Consider the following 17,349-nt stretch of genomic DNA (forward strand, 5'->3'; position numbering starts at 1 on the left):
AAACATCCACACCATGCTTTTTTTACTAAATTAAATTTGGATAAAGAAACGTGTTAGTGGACAAATTAATTATTGCGGAGGTGATATTGATGGCTAAAAAACCGAACAAAACTACTGCAGGTACAAACGTTCAAAAGGTTAAGCAACAAAACCAACAAGCCGCTCAAGGGCAAGGTCAGTATGGTACTGAATTTGGTGCTGAACAAACCAATGCTCAGGAAGTTAAACAGCAAAATCAAAAATCTCAGCAAAACAAAAAGTAACTGCGTCCCCCCAATTATTAAGAGCTCCCTTTCTTTAAGGGGGCTCTTTTATCTTTTGAGCATTTTATGTTCTTGTGTATGGTTCGTAATACTTTATATTTGGACTTATTCCCATTATAATAAATGCATGGTCAGTAACGGATGACAAGAAGAAAGGGAGATTGAATGGTTGCTCCGAAATCGGGAACAAAAATTCAGATACAAAGCTATAAACACAATGGACAACTTCATCGTGTATGGGAAAATAGTCTAGTTTTAAAAGGAACGGAAACAATTGTCATCGGAGCAAATGATAAAACAGAAGTAAAAGAAAGTGATGGAAGAAAGTGGATTACTAGGGAACCGGCAATCTGTTATTTCCATTCCAAATATTGGTTTAATATTATCGGTATGCTTCGAACGGATGGCATTTATTTTTATTGCAATATTAGTTCCCCCTTCATCTTTGAGGAAAATGCGATTAAATATATCGATTATGATTTAGATGTGAAAGTTTATCCCGATATGACATTCGATTTATTAGATGAAGATGAATATGAAGAACATCGAAAGCAAATGAACTATCCGAGGGTGCTTGATCGTATATTGCACCAACAATTGGAATATTTATTACGCTGGGTTAGACAAAAAAAGGGACCGTTTCTTCCTGGATTTGTCGATGAATGGTATGAAAGATATTTAACGTACCGTTAATAAGAAACCTTGTTACAAAGCTTGTAGCAAGGCTTTTGTTTGTAGCTATGATGTTATGCGTATAGAAATGAGAATACTAATGATAAGGAAGTTTCTAGACATGAGTTCGATAAAACAGTACATGAAGTTTGTAAAACCATATAAATGGAAGATTATTTGGACAGTACTTGTGGGAATTGTGAAATTTGGTATACCTTTACTGATGCCGCTTATATTAAAATATGTTATCGACAATATTATTGGTAATGACGGTTTGAATCAAGCTGAAAAGACGTCTCAGTTAATTTGGATAATGGGAATAGCCTTTACGATTTTCGTTATTCTGCGTCCACCCATTGAATATATTCGACAGTATCTAGCGCAATGGGTAGGCAACACCATTCTATTTGATATTCGCGATCGGCTTTTTGATCATATACAAAAGTTAAGTCTAAAGTTCTATTCAAAGACAAAAACCGGAGAAATTATTTCCCGGGTAATACATGATGTCGAACAGACAAAGACTTTTGTCATAACAGGTTTAATGAATATCTGGTTAGATCTTATAACCATTCTGATTGCGATTGGGATTATGCTAACAATGGATATTGGGTTAACGATTGTTTCAATTATTTTATTCCCATTCTTTGGTTTTTCCATAAAATATTTTTATGCACGACTACGCCAGCTAACTCGTGACCGATCCCAAGCTCTTGCGGAGGTACAGGGGCATTTACATGAAAGGGTACAAGGAATGCCAGTCACAAGAAGCTTCGCTTTAGAGGATTACGAACAAGAGCAGTTTGAGTTTAGAAACCGTAACTTTTTGAACAAGGCACTTGATCATACAAATTGGAATGCAAAGACATTTGCAGTAACGAATACCATTACCGATTTAGCACCATTATTGGTAATCGCTTATGCAGGGTATCAAGTAATTCATGGGAATTTAACGATGGGGACCATGGTGGCATTTGTTGGCTATATGGAGCGAGTTTATAGTCCGCTACGACGACTCATTAACTCATCTACGACACTCGTTCAATCCATTGCGTCCATCGATAGAGTTTTTGAACTAATGAATGAAAAATACGATATTGTTGATAAAAAGGATGCTATTGAAGTAGAACATGTAGCAGGGGATGTAATGATTGAGAATGTATCCTTTCAGTATGATGATGAAGAAAATGAAGTATTAAAAAGTATTAGCTTACATGTTCAACAAGGCGAAACAATTGCTTTTGTTGGTATGAGTGGTGGGGGTAAATCAACACTTGTCAGTTTAATACCACGCTTTTATGATGTAACAGCTGGTGCCATAAAAGTAGATGGTATAGATGTTAGAGATATGAAAGTCCGATCGCTTCGAGATAAGATTGGAATGGTTTTACAGGATAATACGTTATTTAGTGAATCTATTGCCATGAATATAAGGATGGGAAAGCCGACTGCTTCTGATAATGAGGTTATCGAAGCAGCAAAGGCCGCGAATGCTCATGAATTTATTCAAAGTCTGCCAAATGGATACGATACTTTAGTAGGAGAACGTGGTGTGAAATTATCGGGTGGACAAAAGCAACGTATTGCAATTGCTCGTGTGTTTTTAAAGAATCCGCCGTTACTAATTTTTGATGAAGCGACATCGGCACTTGACTTGGAAAGTGAGCATACGATTCAAGAAGCGATGGAGCATCTCGCATCTAATCGAACAACATTTATTGTTGCGCACAGGTTAGCTACGATAACGCATGCTGATCGAATTGTTCTTATTGAAGATGGGGAGATCAAGGAAGTTGGCTCGCATGATGAATTAATGAAAATGAAGGGACATTATTATGACCTATACCAAGTGCAGCATCTAGATGATGGGACATTATAGAACAGATGCACATGAGAAATTTTGCATGTGCATCTTTTTTCATAGTCTAGGATATTAAAAAATTTGCCCAATAGTTAAATATGGACGTGTTGAGCCCTGTCTAGCTACAGCGCTCAGAAACTAGGCGTTTTCACGAATCGCTCTACACTAAGTCATCATCCACTTGCAAGCTCACCTTGATTCCTTTATCTCCGTTGACTCGTTCCGTTTCAAATTGGTCGCTTGTTCTTTTGTTCTTAATCTAATTGAGCGAATTGAATGAAAGTTTTTTCATCTTCAATTAATCCACAGGAAGCACACTGTACTCTGTACTTAGGGCCTTGGTATATAGTATGAAAAACTTCTACATTACCATCTTGATAATTATTAATCGTCTCACCTGTAGTTGCATCAATTTTTATCGGCTGAGCAACTTGTTCAATTTTATTAAAACGAGTTTTGTTAGTTTTGCAGTTTGGACAGCGATATGGTTTATTCATAATACCCTCCAAAAAATTGACGTATGCTTAGTTTGTGGCAAAGCAGGAAAAGTATGCATCAACTGATCATTAGAGATATGTTTTGTGAGGAAAAGAAAATTATAGTGGTGAGCCGTCTCCTTCCGTGGACAACGCTTCAGCATCCTTGGTAGCAAAGAACGCTAACAGCGGGATCTTCAGAAGTTGCTTAGAGGAGTATTCGCTTCTTAAAATTCATACTGTCTACGTAGCTTGATAATTAATGTTGGAGGAGGAATACATAAAAAAACTGTTCCACAAGTTTTAGACTTATGGAACAGCTTCTCCATCTTATTTATCTGCCATTTGTTTAAATGCATTTCCTACTGCTTCAATCGTTTCAGCAATGTCCTTTTCCGTATGCTCGGTAGTTAAGAACCATGCTTCATACTTAGATGGTGCAAGATTAATTCCTTGTTCCAGCATCAGTCGGAAGAACGCTGCAAAAGCTTTACCATCACTCGCTTCTGCTTGAGCGTAATTAATGATTTGGCCATCTCCGAAATAAACCGTTAATGCACCGCATAGGCGATTAACAGAGATAGAGATCCCATGGTCACGGGCTTTTTCAAGAATACCTGCTTCAAGTTGTGTACCTAGGGTATCTAATTTTTCATAGACCCCATCTTTTTGCAGGACTTCCAGACAAGCAATACCTGAGGCCATAGATGCAGGATTTCCTGCCATGGTTCCTGCTTGATATGCTGGTCCGAGAGGTGCAACCTGTTCCATAATTTCTTTTCGTCCACCGTATGCACCAATTGGAAGTCCACCACCAATAATTTTACCCATTGCGGTCATATCTGGTTCAATTCCATATAGTTGTTGAGAGCTACCGTATGTAAATCGGAAAGCCGTGATAACTTCATCGTAGATAACAAGAGCACCAGCTTCATGAGTTAGGTCATTAACTGCTTGTAAAAAACCTTCCATTGGTTCAACAATCCCAAAATTACCAACAATCGGTTCAACTAATATGGCAGCAATTTGCTCTCCCCACTTATCTAATGCTTGTTTGAGGGCGTCTATATCATTAAATGGAACCGTAATGACATCTTGAGCTACGGATTCAGGTATTCCAGCTGAATCTGGTGTACCTAAGGTTGCTGGTCCGGAACCTGCTTCTACAAGGACTGCATCAAAATGTCCATGATAACAGCCGGCGAATTTAATGATCTTTGTTCGATTCGTATAAGCACGAGCGACACGTATGGTAGTCATCACTGCTTCTGTTCCAGAATTGACAAAACGAACCTTTTCTAATGATGGAATCGCTTCTTTTAGCATTTTAGCAAACTGATTTTCTAGTCGAGTAGGCGTTCCATATAATACACCAGTCGTAGCTGCATGTGCGATTGCTTTTGCAATATGGGGATGTGCGTGTCCTGTAATAATTGGACCATAAGCTCCTAGATAATCAATATATTTATTACCATCAACGTCCCAAAAATAAGCACCTTGGCCACGTTCCATGTATACCGGTGAACCGCCACCTACTGCTTTATAAGCTCGAGATGGTGAATTCACTCCTCCAACAATATGCTTGAGTGCTTCTTTATGAAGCGCTTCTGATTTAGTAAATTCCATGGTATTGCCTCCTTTGATATTACATGACCTTTTTTAGCTTGGACGTATAAATATTTCGGATGAAAATAAAGTTGAAAAAGTGAATGACGAAATAAAGCAGGAAGATATAGATACTTGGTACCATGACCGATGATACAAGCATATTCTGCAATGCTTTAAAGGCAAATCCTGCATGAATGACAGCAATAATAAAAGGCAGGAAGAATAGAAATCCTAGCTGTCTTGTCGCTATTTTTTTCATTTCTTTATTGGTAAGTCCAATGCGATAAAGCGAATGATAGTGACTTAAATCGTTATCAATATCTTGATACATCCGAAAATATAGAATCGATCCAGCTGCTAAAAAGAAAAGGACACTAATAAATATACCAAAAAAGAATAGATAGGACATACTATCCTTCATCGAACTGTAGATTTCAGCTTGAGAATCTGGATAAATTTCGTCTGTGGTTGTATAAGGAAGAATATCCATAATGGTATCTACATGATGAACCCAATTTGGTATGTCCATTACATAATAAAAGAATTTTTCATCAGCAGTAGCATGTTGAATAAATTGCTCAAACGTATGATCGGAAACGATAAGCTGAAAGGAGCTATAGACAGTTGAATTTAAATCAGAATCTATAGTTGATACCGACAGTTCTGTTCGCTCATTAGCAGACTTAAACGTAAGCTTCTCTGGAAAATCCATCGTGTAGGATCTTATAATATCCTGAATAAGAATAAGCCCCTCGTTATCTTTAAGCTTGCTTGGCACTTCCCTATCATTCAGTTGAAGCATAGCCTTATAATCCGAATACTTATAGACTATAAAGGGAGTATCGTTCCATTTATCAATCGTCGATATAGAATACAAACGGGTTGGATAGACTGTCAAAGCTTCGAATGGAACATAATTTTGTTGGAAGGCGCTTTCTATTTCAGCAACATTCGCTTCAAATGCTTCGTGATTTTCCTCCCCACCACTAATTAAGGTAACATCCTGTGGTGCAAATCGTTCTGATTCTTCTTCAACACTTTGAAATAATCCAAATAACACACCTGAAGAAGTAAAGGCTACTGCGCTTAAAATAGTTACTATAAATAATAAGCGTGCATGATCCTTAAGTTTATAAGTTAAATCAGAGATCATTAATAGATTTAAATCTTTATATAAATATTTTTTTCGCCGGCGTAAAACGGTTGTAAAGCCAATGATAAACTGCGTAAACAAAAAATAAGTACCTGGAATGATCAGGGCCAGTATAATGAACATACGATATAATATAGAAATCATATCGGAAGTATAGGCCAGATAATAGGAATACCCAATAGCCGTGAGTGCCAGTAAGCTTAATATCCATGAAAATCGAGGTTTTTCTTTCGGAGTTTTAGTACCTCGAAACACTTCCATAATCGATTTTGTACGCAAGGACCAGACAACCGCAATAGAATTTAGCTCAAACATAATAAAGAATAGTGCTACGGTTATACCAATTGCTTTCCATGACAAGTAGAAGGGAAGAATTTCTCCCGTCCCTAAAATAGCAGAAAAAATCATTAAAAAAAGCTTTGTTAATAGTGCTCCTATGATGATACCAGTAATGATAGAGGCAAGCCCAATAATGGTGTTTTCTGTTATTAACAAGCGGTTTAATTGTGATTTACTAATTCCTAATGTCGTTAGTAGCCCATACTCTTTTTTTCGAGATTTAATAAAAGAGGTAGTAGAATACAGAACGAATAAGAAAGAAAATAGATATATAAATACTTCTGAAACGATTATTCCACTTTTAACAATATCTCTAAAGTCATATTTTTCTATCTTTGGATGAAAAATAACGACAGCGTACATGAAAAAAACAATCACTGCAAACATACAACTCAAGAAGTAACTAAGGTATGTACGGGTGTTCCGTTTCACATTGTTAAAAGCGAATTGTCTGAAGGTCATTCGTATTGCCTCCTAGTAAGGACTGCACATTTAAGATGTCTTGAAAAAAGCTTTGACGATTATCACCACGATGGATTTCATTAAATAACCTTCCATCCTTAATAAAAATGACCCGCCCACAAAAACTCGCGGCAAAAGGATCATGGGTGACCATTACCGTAGTTGCTTGATTTTCTTGCTGTAGCTGCCTAAGTGATTCCATTACTTGTAGGGAAGCTTTTGAATCAAGATTTCCTGTCGGTTCATCTGCAAATATAATGGTTGGATCATGAATGATCGCTCTGGCAATAGCTGCACGCTGCATTTGGCCACCAGATACTTCCATAATTCGCTTATGAATGATCGTATCAATTCCAAGCTGCTTCGATACCGTTACTAATCGTTTTTCCATTTCTTTTACCTTCATTTTATTTAACGTCAAAGGTAAAAGAATATTTTCTCCTATGGTTAACGTCTCTAATAGATTATAGTCTTGAAAGATAAACCCCATTTCCTTTCTGCGGAATTTGGCAAGTTTTTGTTGTGAGAAGGAAGTTAAGTTTTTTTCATTAATGATTATTTTTCCAGAACTCGGCACATCGATAGTGGATAAGAGGTTTAATAACGTTGTTTTACCACTACCTGATGGTCCCATAATACCAATAAATTCACCTTTATTAACAGTTAAGTGGAAATGATGTAGGGCTTCGTAGGATCTTCCGCGTTTACTTCCATATATTTTTGTTAAGTTATCTGCTTTAAGTACTTGCATGGTTTACCTCCTATTCGCGATGCTTTAGTGCTGTAGCTGCTCTGCTCTATATAGTATAGTAAAATACTGCATCATTCCTCTATTGTTCTTTCTTTCAAATGAAAAAATTAACCTTACAGTCTTGTAAGGTTAGCTTAAATGAAAGTGAATGGTCACAGTTGTTCCCGCACCCTCCTCAGACGAAATGAATAGATCATGTCCGAGTTCTTGGCAAATTTCTTTTGAAAGATAAAGCCCCATACCAGTAGATTCTCGAAATTTTCTTCCATTACGCCCTGTGAAGAAGGGGTCAAAAACCCTTGTTAGATCTTCACGCGGGATACCATAACCAGTATCCTTTATCTCAAGGGAGAGTAGCTTTTTCTTTTTCGTAGTGGAAAAGTATATATACTTTGAATCAGGCTTTGAGTATTTAATGGCATTCGAAACAGCTTGGTTAAGAACGAATCGTAGCCATTTAGGATCTGTCGTAATCTTCTCATGCTCATCCATTGCCAGTTCAGGAAATACTTGATTACGGATAAAGCTTGATTTGAAATCTTGAATCACTTCTTTTACAACATTTCGTATCGCAACCTGTTGTACATGGAAATCTCGATCGAATTTTTGCAAGCGTGATTGATATAATGCTAAATCTAAGCCTTGCTGCATTCGTTCTAACTCCTCTTCCATACTATGTAAGAAATGATGAGGAAGCTGTAATTTTTCTTTTTGTAAGGTTAAATGCATGACAGATACAGGTGTTTTCATTTGATGTACCCATTGTTGAATAAAGTGAAATTCCATTTGTTTTTGCAATTTAAGCTGCTCAATTTCCTCGGCATATTGATTTGACTGCAGATCATGCTGTCTTTTAAGATTTTCCAGTAAACGATTTGGTGGATCTGGTAGCCAATTACTATATCCCTCATCTCGGTGAATGATCATATAATAATCGCGTAGTCGATAATAACGATAAGCTAAAAAGAGTAAAAGGCAACATGTAAGCAAAATAAGTAAATAATAGATGATATCCCAACTTAATGGCACGGAAGTAATACCGTAAAAAAGCTGTATAATCGCTATTACAAGAAAGAGCTGTAGATAGAAAAAAAGGATAAATGGAATACTATCTTTTAAAAAGTCTTTCATTGTTGCTCGCTCCAAGTATTAATCATTTTATAACCAGCGCCTCGTACTGTTTGTATGCTTTGTTCTATTCCAATGTCTTCTAGTTTCTTACGAAGACGTGTAATATTAACAGATAAAGTATTATCATCAACAAACTGCTCATCATCCCAAAGCATTTCTAATAAGTAAGTTCGAGATAATACTTGATTAATATTATCCATAAACGCTTTTAATAAAATAAATTCATTTTTTGTTAATAGCGCTTTTCGTTCTTGGAACATAGCTTCCATTGCTGTTAAATAGAGACTAAAACCAGCAACCTCTAGTAAATCAGCTTGCTTACTGCTAGCATATTCTCCATAAATTCGCCTCATAATACCTTTTATTTTTGCTTGAACAACATCGAAATTAAAAGGCTTTGTTATATAATCATCTCCACCATTTTCAATTGCCATTACTTGATCCATTCCAGAATCCCGCGCAGAAATAAAGATAATTGGACAATTAGATACACTGCGAATTTTACGGCACCAATAAAATCCATCGTACCTGGGTAGATTGATATCAAGTAGAATTAAATGAGGTTCAATTTCCATGAATTCTTCTAGAATATGTTCGAACTCTGTTACAATGCTCACGTTGTATTCATACTTTTCAAGGTAATCCTTCAATAATCCGGCTATTTTAGGATCATCCTCAATGAGGTATATTTTTTTCATCTCTTGCCACCGTCCTTTTCTTCAATAAAGGGAAATGAGTATCTAGTTCCAACCAGAAGTAAGGATGGACATGATACACGTATTGTTTTACTTCTATAGCATTCATTCTATCCTATCTTATCCAGAATATAAAATAAATGACAAGCATACTTCGTCTACTGCATAGATATAGAATAACACTAGGTAGAGGGGATAGGATGGTCATCGTGCTTTGGTTAGTGATCGGAGGGGTTATTACAATATTAATAAGAAGCCTTATTGATTTTATTCGAGGAGGAAAGGTTCAGAAGCGACTGCGTGAAAGTGGATTTTCTTTAGAACTTTTCTATGCACTTCTTATTATATATTGCATCGTGATTGTTGGGTTTGCAGTTATTTATTTTTTGTTATCGATGGAGGGCATTATTCTAGTAGAAAATGGAGAACTGAGACAGGTGAATGCGCTAGGATCGATGGTACATTCTTTATATTTTAGCGGAGTAACAATACTAACAATAGGTTATGGGGATATAACACCAATTGGAATTGGTCGGTTCATTGCTTTAATCGAAGCGCTGGTTGGTTATATTCTTCCAACTGCATTCGTACTGCGACTTGTCCAGAATCAGGAGCGAAGCAGAGATCAATGAAACGTATGCTCTAATATGCTATAGTAAAGATAGAAACAGTTATTTGGAGGGATAAAATGACAGTACAAGCAGGAGAAAAAGTAGCTAATTTAACATTACCAGACCAAGATGGGAATCAAGTGAGCTTATCCGATTTCCAAGGCAAGCATGTTGTTCTCTATTTCTATCCAAAGGATATGACACCGGGCTGTACGACGGAAGCTTGTGATTTTCGTGATGCTCATGAAAGCTTTAAAGAATTAGATGCTGTAATTATTGGAATTAGTCCTGACCCAACTACATCGCATCAGAAATTTATGGAAAAACATGATCTCCCTTTCTTACTTTTAGCAGATGAAGACCATCAAGTGGCTGAACAATTTGGAGTATGGAAGCTGAAAAAGAATTTTGGCAAAGAGTATTATGGCATTGAACGGTCAACGTTTATTATTGATAAGGAAGGAACATTGCAACAGGAATACCGGAAAGTTAAAGTGAAAGGGCATGTGGAAGAAGCTTTAACCTATATTCGTGAGCGACTAAACTAAATTAAGAGGTAGTAGGTAGCTATTCAAGGCTACACAGCTTGTAGACGTACATCATCTACAAGCTTTTTTCTTGCATCATTTTTTAACACCTTATGCTAAAAGACTTCAGTTTGATCTTCCATCCCGTATATTGATGAGAACGGATCTAATAAATGCATCACTAGCAAACCGACCGTGGCTTTTCTGAAATATTGTCATAGTTCACATTCAGGTTGAATAGATTATAGTACTATCAACTCTATTAAAGAGATCTGAGGTGGTTACGTTGGAAATACAAAGAAGATCGACAAGAATTGGGAGAATAACTAGTGTGCAGAGTAGAGGATATCGTATCATTAAACGCTTATTCGATATTATTGGTAGTACAATATTGCTACTTTTACTAGCGCCGGTCATGTTTTATATTTATAGGAAAATAAAAAAATCTGAAGGAAAGCCTGTTTTCTATCAAGAGCTTCGATCTGGGGCAAATAATAAACCATTTGTTTTATATACATTTCGTACAACTACGACTCCTTCACGTGTTATCCATGGTTTTCCTCCATATCCATTTCCACCTTCATGGCAGTCAGGGGTGCCAAATGAATTTACCTTCATTCCTAATCCGACCGTAACGATAACCTCAACCGGATTGTGGTTAAGAAAGTATAAATTGGATAAGCTACCAATGTTGTTTCATGTATTCATTGGTGACATGAGCTTTGTTGGACCACAATCAGAACTTCAGGAAATAACAGAATTTTATAATGTATATCAAAAGCAACGATTAAAAATTCGACCAGGTATAACCGGTGTCGTTCAGCTTGCGAATAAGAAAAAATTAACGTATAAACAGCAACTGGAAATGGATTTAAATTATATTAAATATCATACTTGGCGGACAGACATACAAATACTTTGGAAAACCATAAAAAAGGTAGTCTAACCGTTCATCCTACCTTCCTGTTCTATTGGCTGAAAAACCATTAATATAGAACTAAGTAATGGAGATAGGAGAGAATCAATCATGATATTATTCACGGCAAGCATTTCTGAAAAACATCAGAATCGACTATTAGAAAAATATCCCGAGCAGACGTTTGTTTTTGGGGGGGAAGGAAGAATTAGAAACACATATTGCAGATGCCGAAATAGTGGTTACGTATGGAAATGATATCAATGATCGTCATATCGGTCGGGCAATTCGGTTAAAGTGGCTGATGGTATTATCAGCAGGAGTCGACGAATTACCACTACTTTCAATAGAAAGAAAAAACATTCTACTTACAAATGTAAGTGGAATTCATAAAACGCCAATGGCAGAGTACGTTTTTTCAATGCTATTACAGGTTTACCGTCAGGCAAAGCAACTATATGAGAATGAAAGCAATCATCGATGGGATCAACGAGTTAATATGGTAGAACTTTCGGGAAAGACAATGCTCATTCTTGGTACAGGTGCGATTGGTCAAGAGGTAGCTCGCCTTGCAAAAGCGTTTCAATTACAGACCATTGGTATCTCACGTAGTGGGCAAGCACTCGAGAACTTTGATGCGATTTATCTAACGGATGAATTATATCGATTATTACCCTATGCAGATATTGTTGTATCTGTTTTACCGAGTACGAAAGAAACAAAGAGACTATTTACGATCAAGCATTTTCAACAATTACCAGAACAAGCTGTGTTTCTAAACAGGTCGTGGTGATGTTGTAGCTGAAGAAGTTTTATTAGAAGCTATCCAAAAGGAGTACATAGCACATGCTATCCTCGATGTGTTTAAAGCGGAACCGTTACCAATAGACCACTCATTCTGGGAAGAGGAAAATATTACGATAACACCGCATATCTCTGGGTTGTCAGAGCAATATGTAACGAGATCTCTAGAAATTTTTCTACAAAACCTTGATACGTATATAAGTGGGGAGTATGATTTTATCAATAAAGTGGATGTCAGGAGGGGATACTAATGATGCGAATTTATACACGTTCTGGAGATAAAGGCGAAACATCATTACTATATGGAAAGCGGGTTGTCAAAAACGACATGCGAGTGGAGGCTTATGGGACCTGTGATGAAACAAATTCAATGATTGGACTGGCCCTAAGCTTTTTACAAGAAGAAACGTTTAAAGGGAAAGAACAGTTGCTGGATAGGATGTACCGTGTCCAAACCATATTGTTCCATGTAGGTTCAGAACTAGCTACACCTGTCGGTAAGGAAGTAACATGGGAATTGAAGCAAAAGCATATTAAGGAATTAGAAGATCAAATAGATGATTGGGATGCGCATTTGCAGCCGTTAAAGAATTTTATCCTTCCATCTGGTCATCGAGCGTCGGCGGCATTGCATACAGCGAGAACAGTAGCTCGCCGTGCAGAAAGGTTGGCAGTAGGAATTAAGGATGTAAATCCACTTGTCGTAGCTTATTTAAATCGTATTTCTGATTTTTTGTTTGTTGCAGCGCGTTATATTAATCAATTACTAGGTGGAGAAGAGAGACCACTAGAAGTAGATGTCTAATAGTGGAATTATTATCAAATGAGAATTAGGTTATATAAACGATGGAATATAATGTACTAATATTGACAGAATACATGAAGAAGGCGTAAACTAATTATAAAGATTATAAATTAATAATTAATTATCATTTATAGAAACTATTGAAAGCGAGGTGGATGAGGGTGTCTGAAAATCGATTACAGGAAGCAATAAATACATTAAAAGCGTCAGGCGTCCGGATTACACCACAACGACATGCGGTTCTTGAGTATCTTCTCAATGCTATGGTTCATCCAACAGCTGATGATATTTATAAAGCACTTGAAGGTAAGTTTCCAAATATGAGCGTTGCCACTGTTTATAATAATCTCCGGGTTTTACGAGAAATTGGTCTTGTACGCGAGCTAACCTACGGTGATGCATCCAGTAGATTTGATTGCAACACATCGGATCACTATCATATCATCTGTGAGTCATGTGGAAAAATTGTTGACTTTCACTACCCACCATTGGATGAGGTAGAGTCATTAGCTGAACAGGTTACTGGATTTAAAGTCAGTCATCATCGCATGGAAGTGTATGGTAAATGCGAGGAATGCCAAGAGACAGCTACCAAAAAGCACTAATTAAATGTTATCTGCTCCAAATACCTATTTAAGGTGGTTGGAGCTTTTTCTATAAAGAGGTCATAGGTATTTATGCTAAAAAAAATTCGCCAGTCGTGGCGAATTTTTATTTAACGTCGATAGTAAAAACACTTTATTCTATTTAGAAGGTGAAATATGTGCTATTGATTCTTTTCTTTTTGCTTCGCCCTTATTTCTTTACGATAACGACGTGTGTTATATTTCTCATCGAATTCCTTACCTTCTAGATCTTTATCCAACGTTAATGGCTGTTTACAATGCATACAAGCATCTACTCGTCCAAGCATTTTTGTAGGTTTTTCACAGTTTGGACATACGATTGGAACTGCTTTTAATGATAGTGTTCCAATCCAAAGATAGACAACGCAGCTTAAAATAACCATAATAACACCGAGGATAAAGAAGGTTACCATTAACCATTCTATTCGCTTGGTCAAAATGCCACCATACATTAATAAAATACCAACAAACACTAGGATTAAGGCAAATGATCGAATTTTATTTATCTTACTCGAATAGACTATCTGAGCCATGTCGAACCTCCTTATTCATACACTAGGTAGTATAGCATATTTTAATAGAAAATTTGATTGTAAGAAAGGATTTCAAATATCGACAACGAAATATAGTATAAGTAAGCGAATCAACTAAACATATATGAAAGAAATTAAAAATTGGAGGAAATCGCAATGGAAAATTTCCTGAGACCCATTTATCAAAAACATGCAAGTGATTCTAATACATTAGGCGTATTAATTCTTGAGAAAACAAAGCCAGATAGCCCAATTACTGATAACTTTGACGTTATATTACTAATTATTGTGAAGGAGTCACAACAAGATTGGTATGTCAAGCACTATGAATTTGATCATAAAACCTGTGCATTACATATGGTAAAAGAAGATTTATTAATGAAGTGGATTGATACGAGCGGTTATCGAACTGCTGTAGAATGGATTATTTATGGAAAGGTGATTTTTGATCGTAATGAGTACATCCTTCAGCTGAAAAGTCAATTACGAGATTTTCCTGATAATAAGCGTGATTTAAGAAAAGCCATTGAATTCGGTAAATTAGTGAAAAGTTATAATGAAGCGAAAGAATTGTTTGAATCGGAGGAATATAAGGATACGAATAGCAAAATACTATACTCCTTACACTATTTAGCACGACTGGCAGTTATTGAAAAAGGGTATTATCCAGAGGTTACTGTTTGGAGTCAGGTTAAGCAAATCGATCTTGAAGTATATAAGCTATATGAAGAGTTTATTGAAAGCAATGAAGATATGAAGAAGCGGATTCAGCTAATGCTGATAGCAATGGATTATGTCATTAGCAGTAGAGTAAAGGTTTCCGTAAAGCATTTATTAGATATTATGGAAACAAGTGAAGATGCTTGGTCTTATGCTGATCTGAAATCATTGCCAATGATCTCACCGTATTCGTTGGATTTATCTGCTATAATTGCCTACTTGGTAGAGAAGGACATTATTTTAACGGTAAGAGAAGAAACAAAGGGAGCAGGTGTTTACCATCGTAAGTATAAAATTCATGATTAGTGGAACCACCTTCTGCTTGAATGCATAGGATTATATGGGTGATGCAGGAATACAAACGGTTAATACTGCATCCCCTTTGATATTTTTATTAAGGTGCTATTAAAAAAATGTAAAATAACCGTTGACTTTGTAATATAACCATGATAAAGTTAAATCCGTCGCAAAAATCCGGTTTGGATTTAACGACAGAAAACAAAAAAATATAAATTGTTTGTTGACATAAAACTAGCAAACATGATATATTAATAAAGTCGCCAATTTGAACAGCAAAAAAGTTAAGTGAAAAAAGTTATTGACTTGAGTTGATCAAACTGGTATAATAAAAGAGTTGCTGTCGCAAAAAGCAGCAAACTAATTTGCTCTTTGAAAACTGAACAAAACAACCAGTATGTCAAGAGAAAAACATGCAACTGTTTTTTCTTAAAAATAACCAGAAGGAAACTTCTGGAGCAAGCTAAGACATCATAATTAACGGTGTTAATTATGAACAAACTTTTTTGGAGAGTTTGATCTTGGCTCAGGACGAACGCTGGCGGCGTGCCTAATACATGCAAGTCGAGCGCGGGAAGCAGGCAGATCCTCTTCGGAGGTGACGCCTGTGGAACGAGCGGCGGACGGGTGAGTAACACGTGGGCAACCTGCCTGTAAGATTGGGATAACCCCGGGAAACCGGGGCTAATACCGGATAATACTTTTCGTTGCATAACGAGAAGTTGAAAGGCGGCTTTTAGCTGTCACTTACAGATGGGCCCGCGGCGCATTAGCTAGTTGGTAAGGTAACGGCTTACCAAGGCGACGATGCGTAGCCGACCTGAGAGGGTGATCGGCCACACTGGGACTGAGACACGGCCCAGACTCCTACGGGAGGCAGCAGTAGGGAATCTTCCGCAATGGACGAAAGTCTGACGGAGCAACGCCGCGTGAGTGATGAAGGTTTTCGGATCGTAAAACTCTGTTGTCAGGGAAGAACAAGTGCCGTTCAAATAGGGCGGCACCTTGACGGTACCTGACCAGAAAGCCCCGGCTAACTACGTGCCAGCAGCCGCGGTAATACGTAGGGGGCAAGCGTTGTCCGGAATTATTGGGCGTAAAGCGCGCGCAGGCGGTCCTTTAAGTCTGATGTGAAAGCCCACGGCTTAACCGTGGAGGGCCATTGGAAACTGGAGGACTTGAGTACAGAAGAGGAGAGTGGAATTCCACGTGTAGCGGTGAAATGCGTAGAGATGTGGAGGAACACCAGTGGCGAAGGCGACTCTCTGGTCTGTAACTGACGCTGAGGTGCGAAAGCGTGGGGAGCGAACAGGATTAGATACCCTGGTAGTCCACGCCGTAAACGATGAGTGCTAGGTGTTAGGGGGTTTCCGCCCCTTAGTGCTGAAGTTAACGCATTAAGCACTCCGCCTGGGGAGTACGGCCGCAAGGCTGAAACTCAAAAGAATTGACGGGGGCCCGCACAAGCGGTGGAGCATGTGGTTTAATTCGAAGCAACGCGAAGAACCTTACCAGGTCTTGACATCCTCTGCCAATCCTAGAGATAGGATGTTCCCTTCGGGGACAGAGTGACAGGTGGTGCATGGTTGTCGTCAGCTCGTGTCGTGAGATGTTGGGTTAAGTCCCGCAACGAGCGCAACCCTTGATCTTAGTTGCCAGCATTTAGTTGGGCACTCTAAGGTGACTGCCGGTGACAAACCGGAGGAAGGTGGGGATGACGTCAAATCATCATGCCCCTTATGACCTGGGCTACACACGTGCTACAATGGATGGAACAAAGGGCAGCGAAGCCGCGAGGTCAAGCAAATCCCATAAAACCATTCTCAGTTCGGATTGCAGGCTGCAACTCGCCTGCATGAAGCCGGAATCGCTAGTAATCGCGGATCAGCATGCCGCGGTGAATACGTTCCCGGGCCTTGTACACACCGCCCGTCACACCACGAGAGTTGGTAACACCCGAAGTCGGTGAGGTAACCTTTTGGAGCCAGCCGCCGAAGGTGGGACCAATGATTGGGGTGAAGTCGTAACAAGGTAGCCGTATCGGAAGGTGCGGCTGGATCACCTCCTTTCTAAGGATAATTACGGAACGCGAACCATTC

16 protein-coding genes, 1 rRNA gene and 1 pseudogene are annotated in these 17,349 nt (G+C 38.0%); 11 read left to right on the forward strand and 7 right to left on the reverse strand.

The features are described 5' to 3' along the window. The first annotated feature begins 89 nt into the window (after positions 1–89). The 3 genes from Q1A47_RS08640 to Q1A47_RS08650 all read left to right on the forward strand — a co-directional run bounded on the left by Q1A47_RS08640 (position 90) and on the right by Q1A47_RS08650 (position 2,814). Positions 90–263: a gamma-type small acid-soluble spore protein gene (locus tag Q1A47_RS08640; RefSeq protein ID WP_026680501.1), complete on the forward strand. Its 174-nt coding sequence runs from the start codon at positions 90–92 to the stop codon at positions 261–263. Positions 264–428: 165 nt separating this feature from the next. Then, on the forward strand, positions 429–956 hold the full coding sequence (locus tag Q1A47_RS08645; protein ID WP_026680502.1) for a DUF402 domain-containing protein: 528 nt from the start codon (positions 429–431) through the stop codon (positions 954–956). Positions 957–1,056: 100 nt separating this feature from the next. After that, entirely contained in the window at positions 1,057–2,814 is a 1,758-nt protein-coding gene (locus tag Q1A47_RS08650; RefSeq protein ID WP_166530020.1) for an ABC transporter ATP-binding protein, read from the forward strand. 236 nt (positions 2,815–3,050) lie between these two features. On the opposite strand, the gene Q1A47_RS08655 is transcribed toward Q1A47_RS08650, so the two are convergent. The 6 genes from Q1A47_RS08655 to Q1A47_RS08680 form a co-directional block, all read right to left on the reverse strand. Beyond that, on the reverse strand, positions 3,051–3,293 hold the full coding sequence (locus Q1A47_RS08655; RefSeq protein ID WP_026680504.1) for a hypothetical protein: 243 nt from the start codon (positions 3,291–3,293) through the stop codon (positions 3,051–3,053). 309 nt (positions 3,294–3,602) lie between these two features. Further along, positions 3,603–4,898, reverse strand: a complete 1,296-nt coding sequence (locus Q1A47_RS08660) for a glutamate-1-semialdehyde 2,1-aminomutase (RefSeq protein WP_166530021.1) — start codon at positions 4,896–4,898, stop codon at positions 3,603–3,605. A gap of 19 nt (positions 4,899–4,917) precedes the next feature. Then, complete coding sequence (locus Q1A47_RS08665; RefSeq protein ID WP_166530022.1) at positions 4,918–6,834, reverse strand: ABC transporter permease; 1,917 nt, start codon at positions 6,832–6,834, stop codon at positions 4,918–4,920. Next, positions 6,809–7,585 carry an ABC transporter ATP-binding protein gene (locus Q1A47_RS08670; RefSeq protein WP_026680507.1) on the reverse strand — a complete coding sequence of 259 codons (777 nt, stop codon included), beginning with the start codon at positions 7,583–7,585 and terminating at the stop codon, positions 6,809–6,811. Before Q1A47_RS08670 ends, Q1A47_RS08665 begins: the two co-directional genes overlap by 26 nt. A gap of 129 nt (positions 7,586–7,714) precedes the next feature. Continuing rightward, positions 7,715–8,716, reverse strand: a complete 1,002-nt coding sequence (locus Q1A47_RS08675) for a sensor histidine kinase (RefSeq protein ID WP_226983627.1) — start codon at positions 8,714–8,716, stop codon at positions 7,715–7,717. Beyond that, positions 8,713–9,414, reverse strand: a complete 702-nt coding sequence (locus Q1A47_RS08680; RefSeq protein WP_121604741.1) for a response regulator transcription factor — start codon at positions 9,412–9,414, stop codon at positions 8,713–8,715. Before Q1A47_RS08680 ends, Q1A47_RS08675 begins: the two co-directional genes overlap by 4 nt. A 197-nt stretch (positions 9,415–9,611) precedes the next feature. Here Q1A47_RS08680 and Q1A47_RS08685 point away from each other — a divergent pair, with 197 nt between their 5' ends. The 6 genes and pseudogenes from Q1A47_RS08685 to perR all read left to right on the forward strand — a co-directional run bounded on the left by Q1A47_RS08685 (position 9,612) and on the right by perR (position 13,679). Next, entirely contained in the window at positions 9,612–10,043 is a 432-nt protein-coding gene (locus Q1A47_RS08685; RefSeq protein ID WP_026680510.1) for a potassium channel family protein, read from the forward strand. 56 nt (positions 10,044–10,099) lie between these two features. Next, positions 10,100–10,570, forward strand: coding sequence for a thioredoxin-dependent thiol peroxidase (gene bcp, locus Q1A47_RS08690; protein WP_166530023.1), 471 nt, complete (start codon positions 10,100–10,102; stop codon positions 10,568–10,570). Between the two features lie 265 nt (positions 10,571–10,835). Next, a complete protein-coding gene (locus Q1A47_RS08695) occupies positions 10,836–11,495 on the forward strand; it encodes a sugar transferase (protein ID WP_034678746.1) in 660 nt (219 codons plus the stop codon). 208 nt (positions 11,496–11,703) lie between these two features. After that, positions 11,704–12,520, forward strand: a pseudogene (locus Q1A47_RS08700) (D-2-hydroxyacid dehydrogenase). A 2-nt stretch (positions 12,521–12,522) separates the two neighbouring features. Further along, positions 12,523–13,074 (forward strand): cob(I)yrinic acid a,c-diamide adenosyltransferase, encoded by a 552-nt coding sequence (locus Q1A47_RS08705; protein WP_026680513.1) that lies wholly within the window; start codon positions 12,523–12,525, stop codon positions 13,072–13,074. 161 nt (positions 13,075–13,235) lie between these two features. Then, entirely contained in the window at positions 13,236–13,679 is a 444-nt protein-coding gene (gene perR / locus Q1A47_RS08710; RefSeq protein WP_026680514.1) for a peroxide-responsive transcriptional repressor PerR, read from the forward strand. 161 nt (positions 13,680–13,840) lie between these two features. On the opposite strand, the gene Q1A47_RS08715 is transcribed toward perR, so the two are convergent. Continuing rightward, positions 13,841–14,233 (reverse strand): YgzB family protein, encoded by a 393-nt coding sequence (locus tag Q1A47_RS08715; RefSeq protein ID WP_166530024.1) that lies wholly within the window; start codon positions 14,231–14,233, stop codon positions 13,841–13,843. Between the two features lie 156 nt (positions 14,234–14,389). On the opposite strand from Q1A47_RS08715, the gene Q1A47_RS08720 reads away from it, so the two are divergent. Together Q1A47_RS08720 and Q1A47_RS08725 are read left to right on the forward strand one after the other, a co-directional pair. Next, positions 14,390–15,259 carry a nucleotidyltransferase-like protein gene (locus tag Q1A47_RS08720; protein WP_166530025.1) on the forward strand — a complete coding sequence of 290 codons (870 nt, stop codon included), beginning with the start codon at positions 14,390–14,392 and terminating at the stop codon, positions 15,257–15,259. Between the two features lie 494 nt (positions 15,260–15,753). After that, positions 15,754–17,319, forward strand: a 16S ribosomal RNA gene (locus Q1A47_RS08725). Positions 17,320–17,349: the final 30 nt, after the last annotated feature.

Source organism: uncultured Virgibacillus sp., assembly GCF_947495635.1.
Classification (GTDB): Bacteria; Bacillota; Bacilli; order Bacillales; family Amphibacillaceae; genus Virgibacillus; species Virgibacillus salarius.

Bases quoted from the DNA above. Each gene is read 5' to 3' on its own strand.
- Q1A47_RS08640 (WP_026680501.1), top strand. From the start codon at position 90: ATGGCTAAAAAACCGAACAAAACTACTGCAGGTACAAACGTTCAAAAG.
- Q1A47_RS08645 (WP_026680502.1), top strand. From the start codon at position 429: ATGGTTGCTCCGAAATCGGGAACAAAAATTCAGATACAAAGCTATAAA.
- Q1A47_RS08650 (WP_166530020.1), top strand. From the start codon at position 1,057: ATGAGTTCGATAAAACAGTACATGAAGTTTGTAAAACCATATAAATGG.
- Q1A47_RS08655 (WP_026680504.1), bottom strand. From the start codon at position 3,293: ATGAATAAACCATATCGCTGTCCAAACTGCAAAACTAACAAAACTCGT.
- Q1A47_RS08660 (WP_166530021.1), bottom strand. From the start codon at position 4,898: ATGGAATTTACTAAATCAGAAGCGCTTCATAAAGAAGCACTCAAGCAT.
- Q1A47_RS08665 (WP_166530022.1), bottom strand. From the start codon at position 6,834: ATGACCTTCAGACAATTCGCTTTTAACAATGTGAAACGGAACACCCGT.
- Q1A47_RS08670 (WP_026680507.1), bottom strand. From the start codon at position 7,585: ATGCAAGTACTTAAAGCAGATAACTTAACAAAAATATATGGAAGTAAA.
- Q1A47_RS08675 (WP_226983627.1), bottom strand. From the start codon at position 8,716: ATGAAAGACTTTTTAAAAGATAGTATTCCATTTATCCTTTTTTTCTAT.
- Q1A47_RS08680 (WP_121604741.1), bottom strand. From the start codon at position 9,414: ATGAAAAAAATATACCTCATTGAGGATGATCCTAAAATAGCCGGATTA.
- Q1A47_RS08685 (WP_026680510.1), top strand. From the start codon at position 9,612: ATGGTCATCGTGCTTTGGTTAGTGATCGGAGGGGTTATTACAATATTA.
- bcp (WP_166530023.1), top strand. From the start codon at position 10,100: ATGACAGTACAAGCAGGAGAAAAAGTAGCTAATTTAACATTACCAGAC.
- Q1A47_RS08705 (WP_026680513.1), top strand. From the start codon at position 12,523: ATGCGAATTTATACACGTTCTGGAGATAAAGGCGAAACATCATTACTA.
- Q1A47_RS08715 (WP_166530024.1), bottom strand. From the start codon at position 14,233: ATGGCTCAGATAGTCTATTCGAGTAAGATAAATAAAATTCGATCATTT.
- Q1A47_RS08720 (WP_166530025.1), top strand. From the start codon at position 14,390: ATGGAAAATTTCCTGAGACCCATTTATCAAAAACATGCAAGTGATTCT.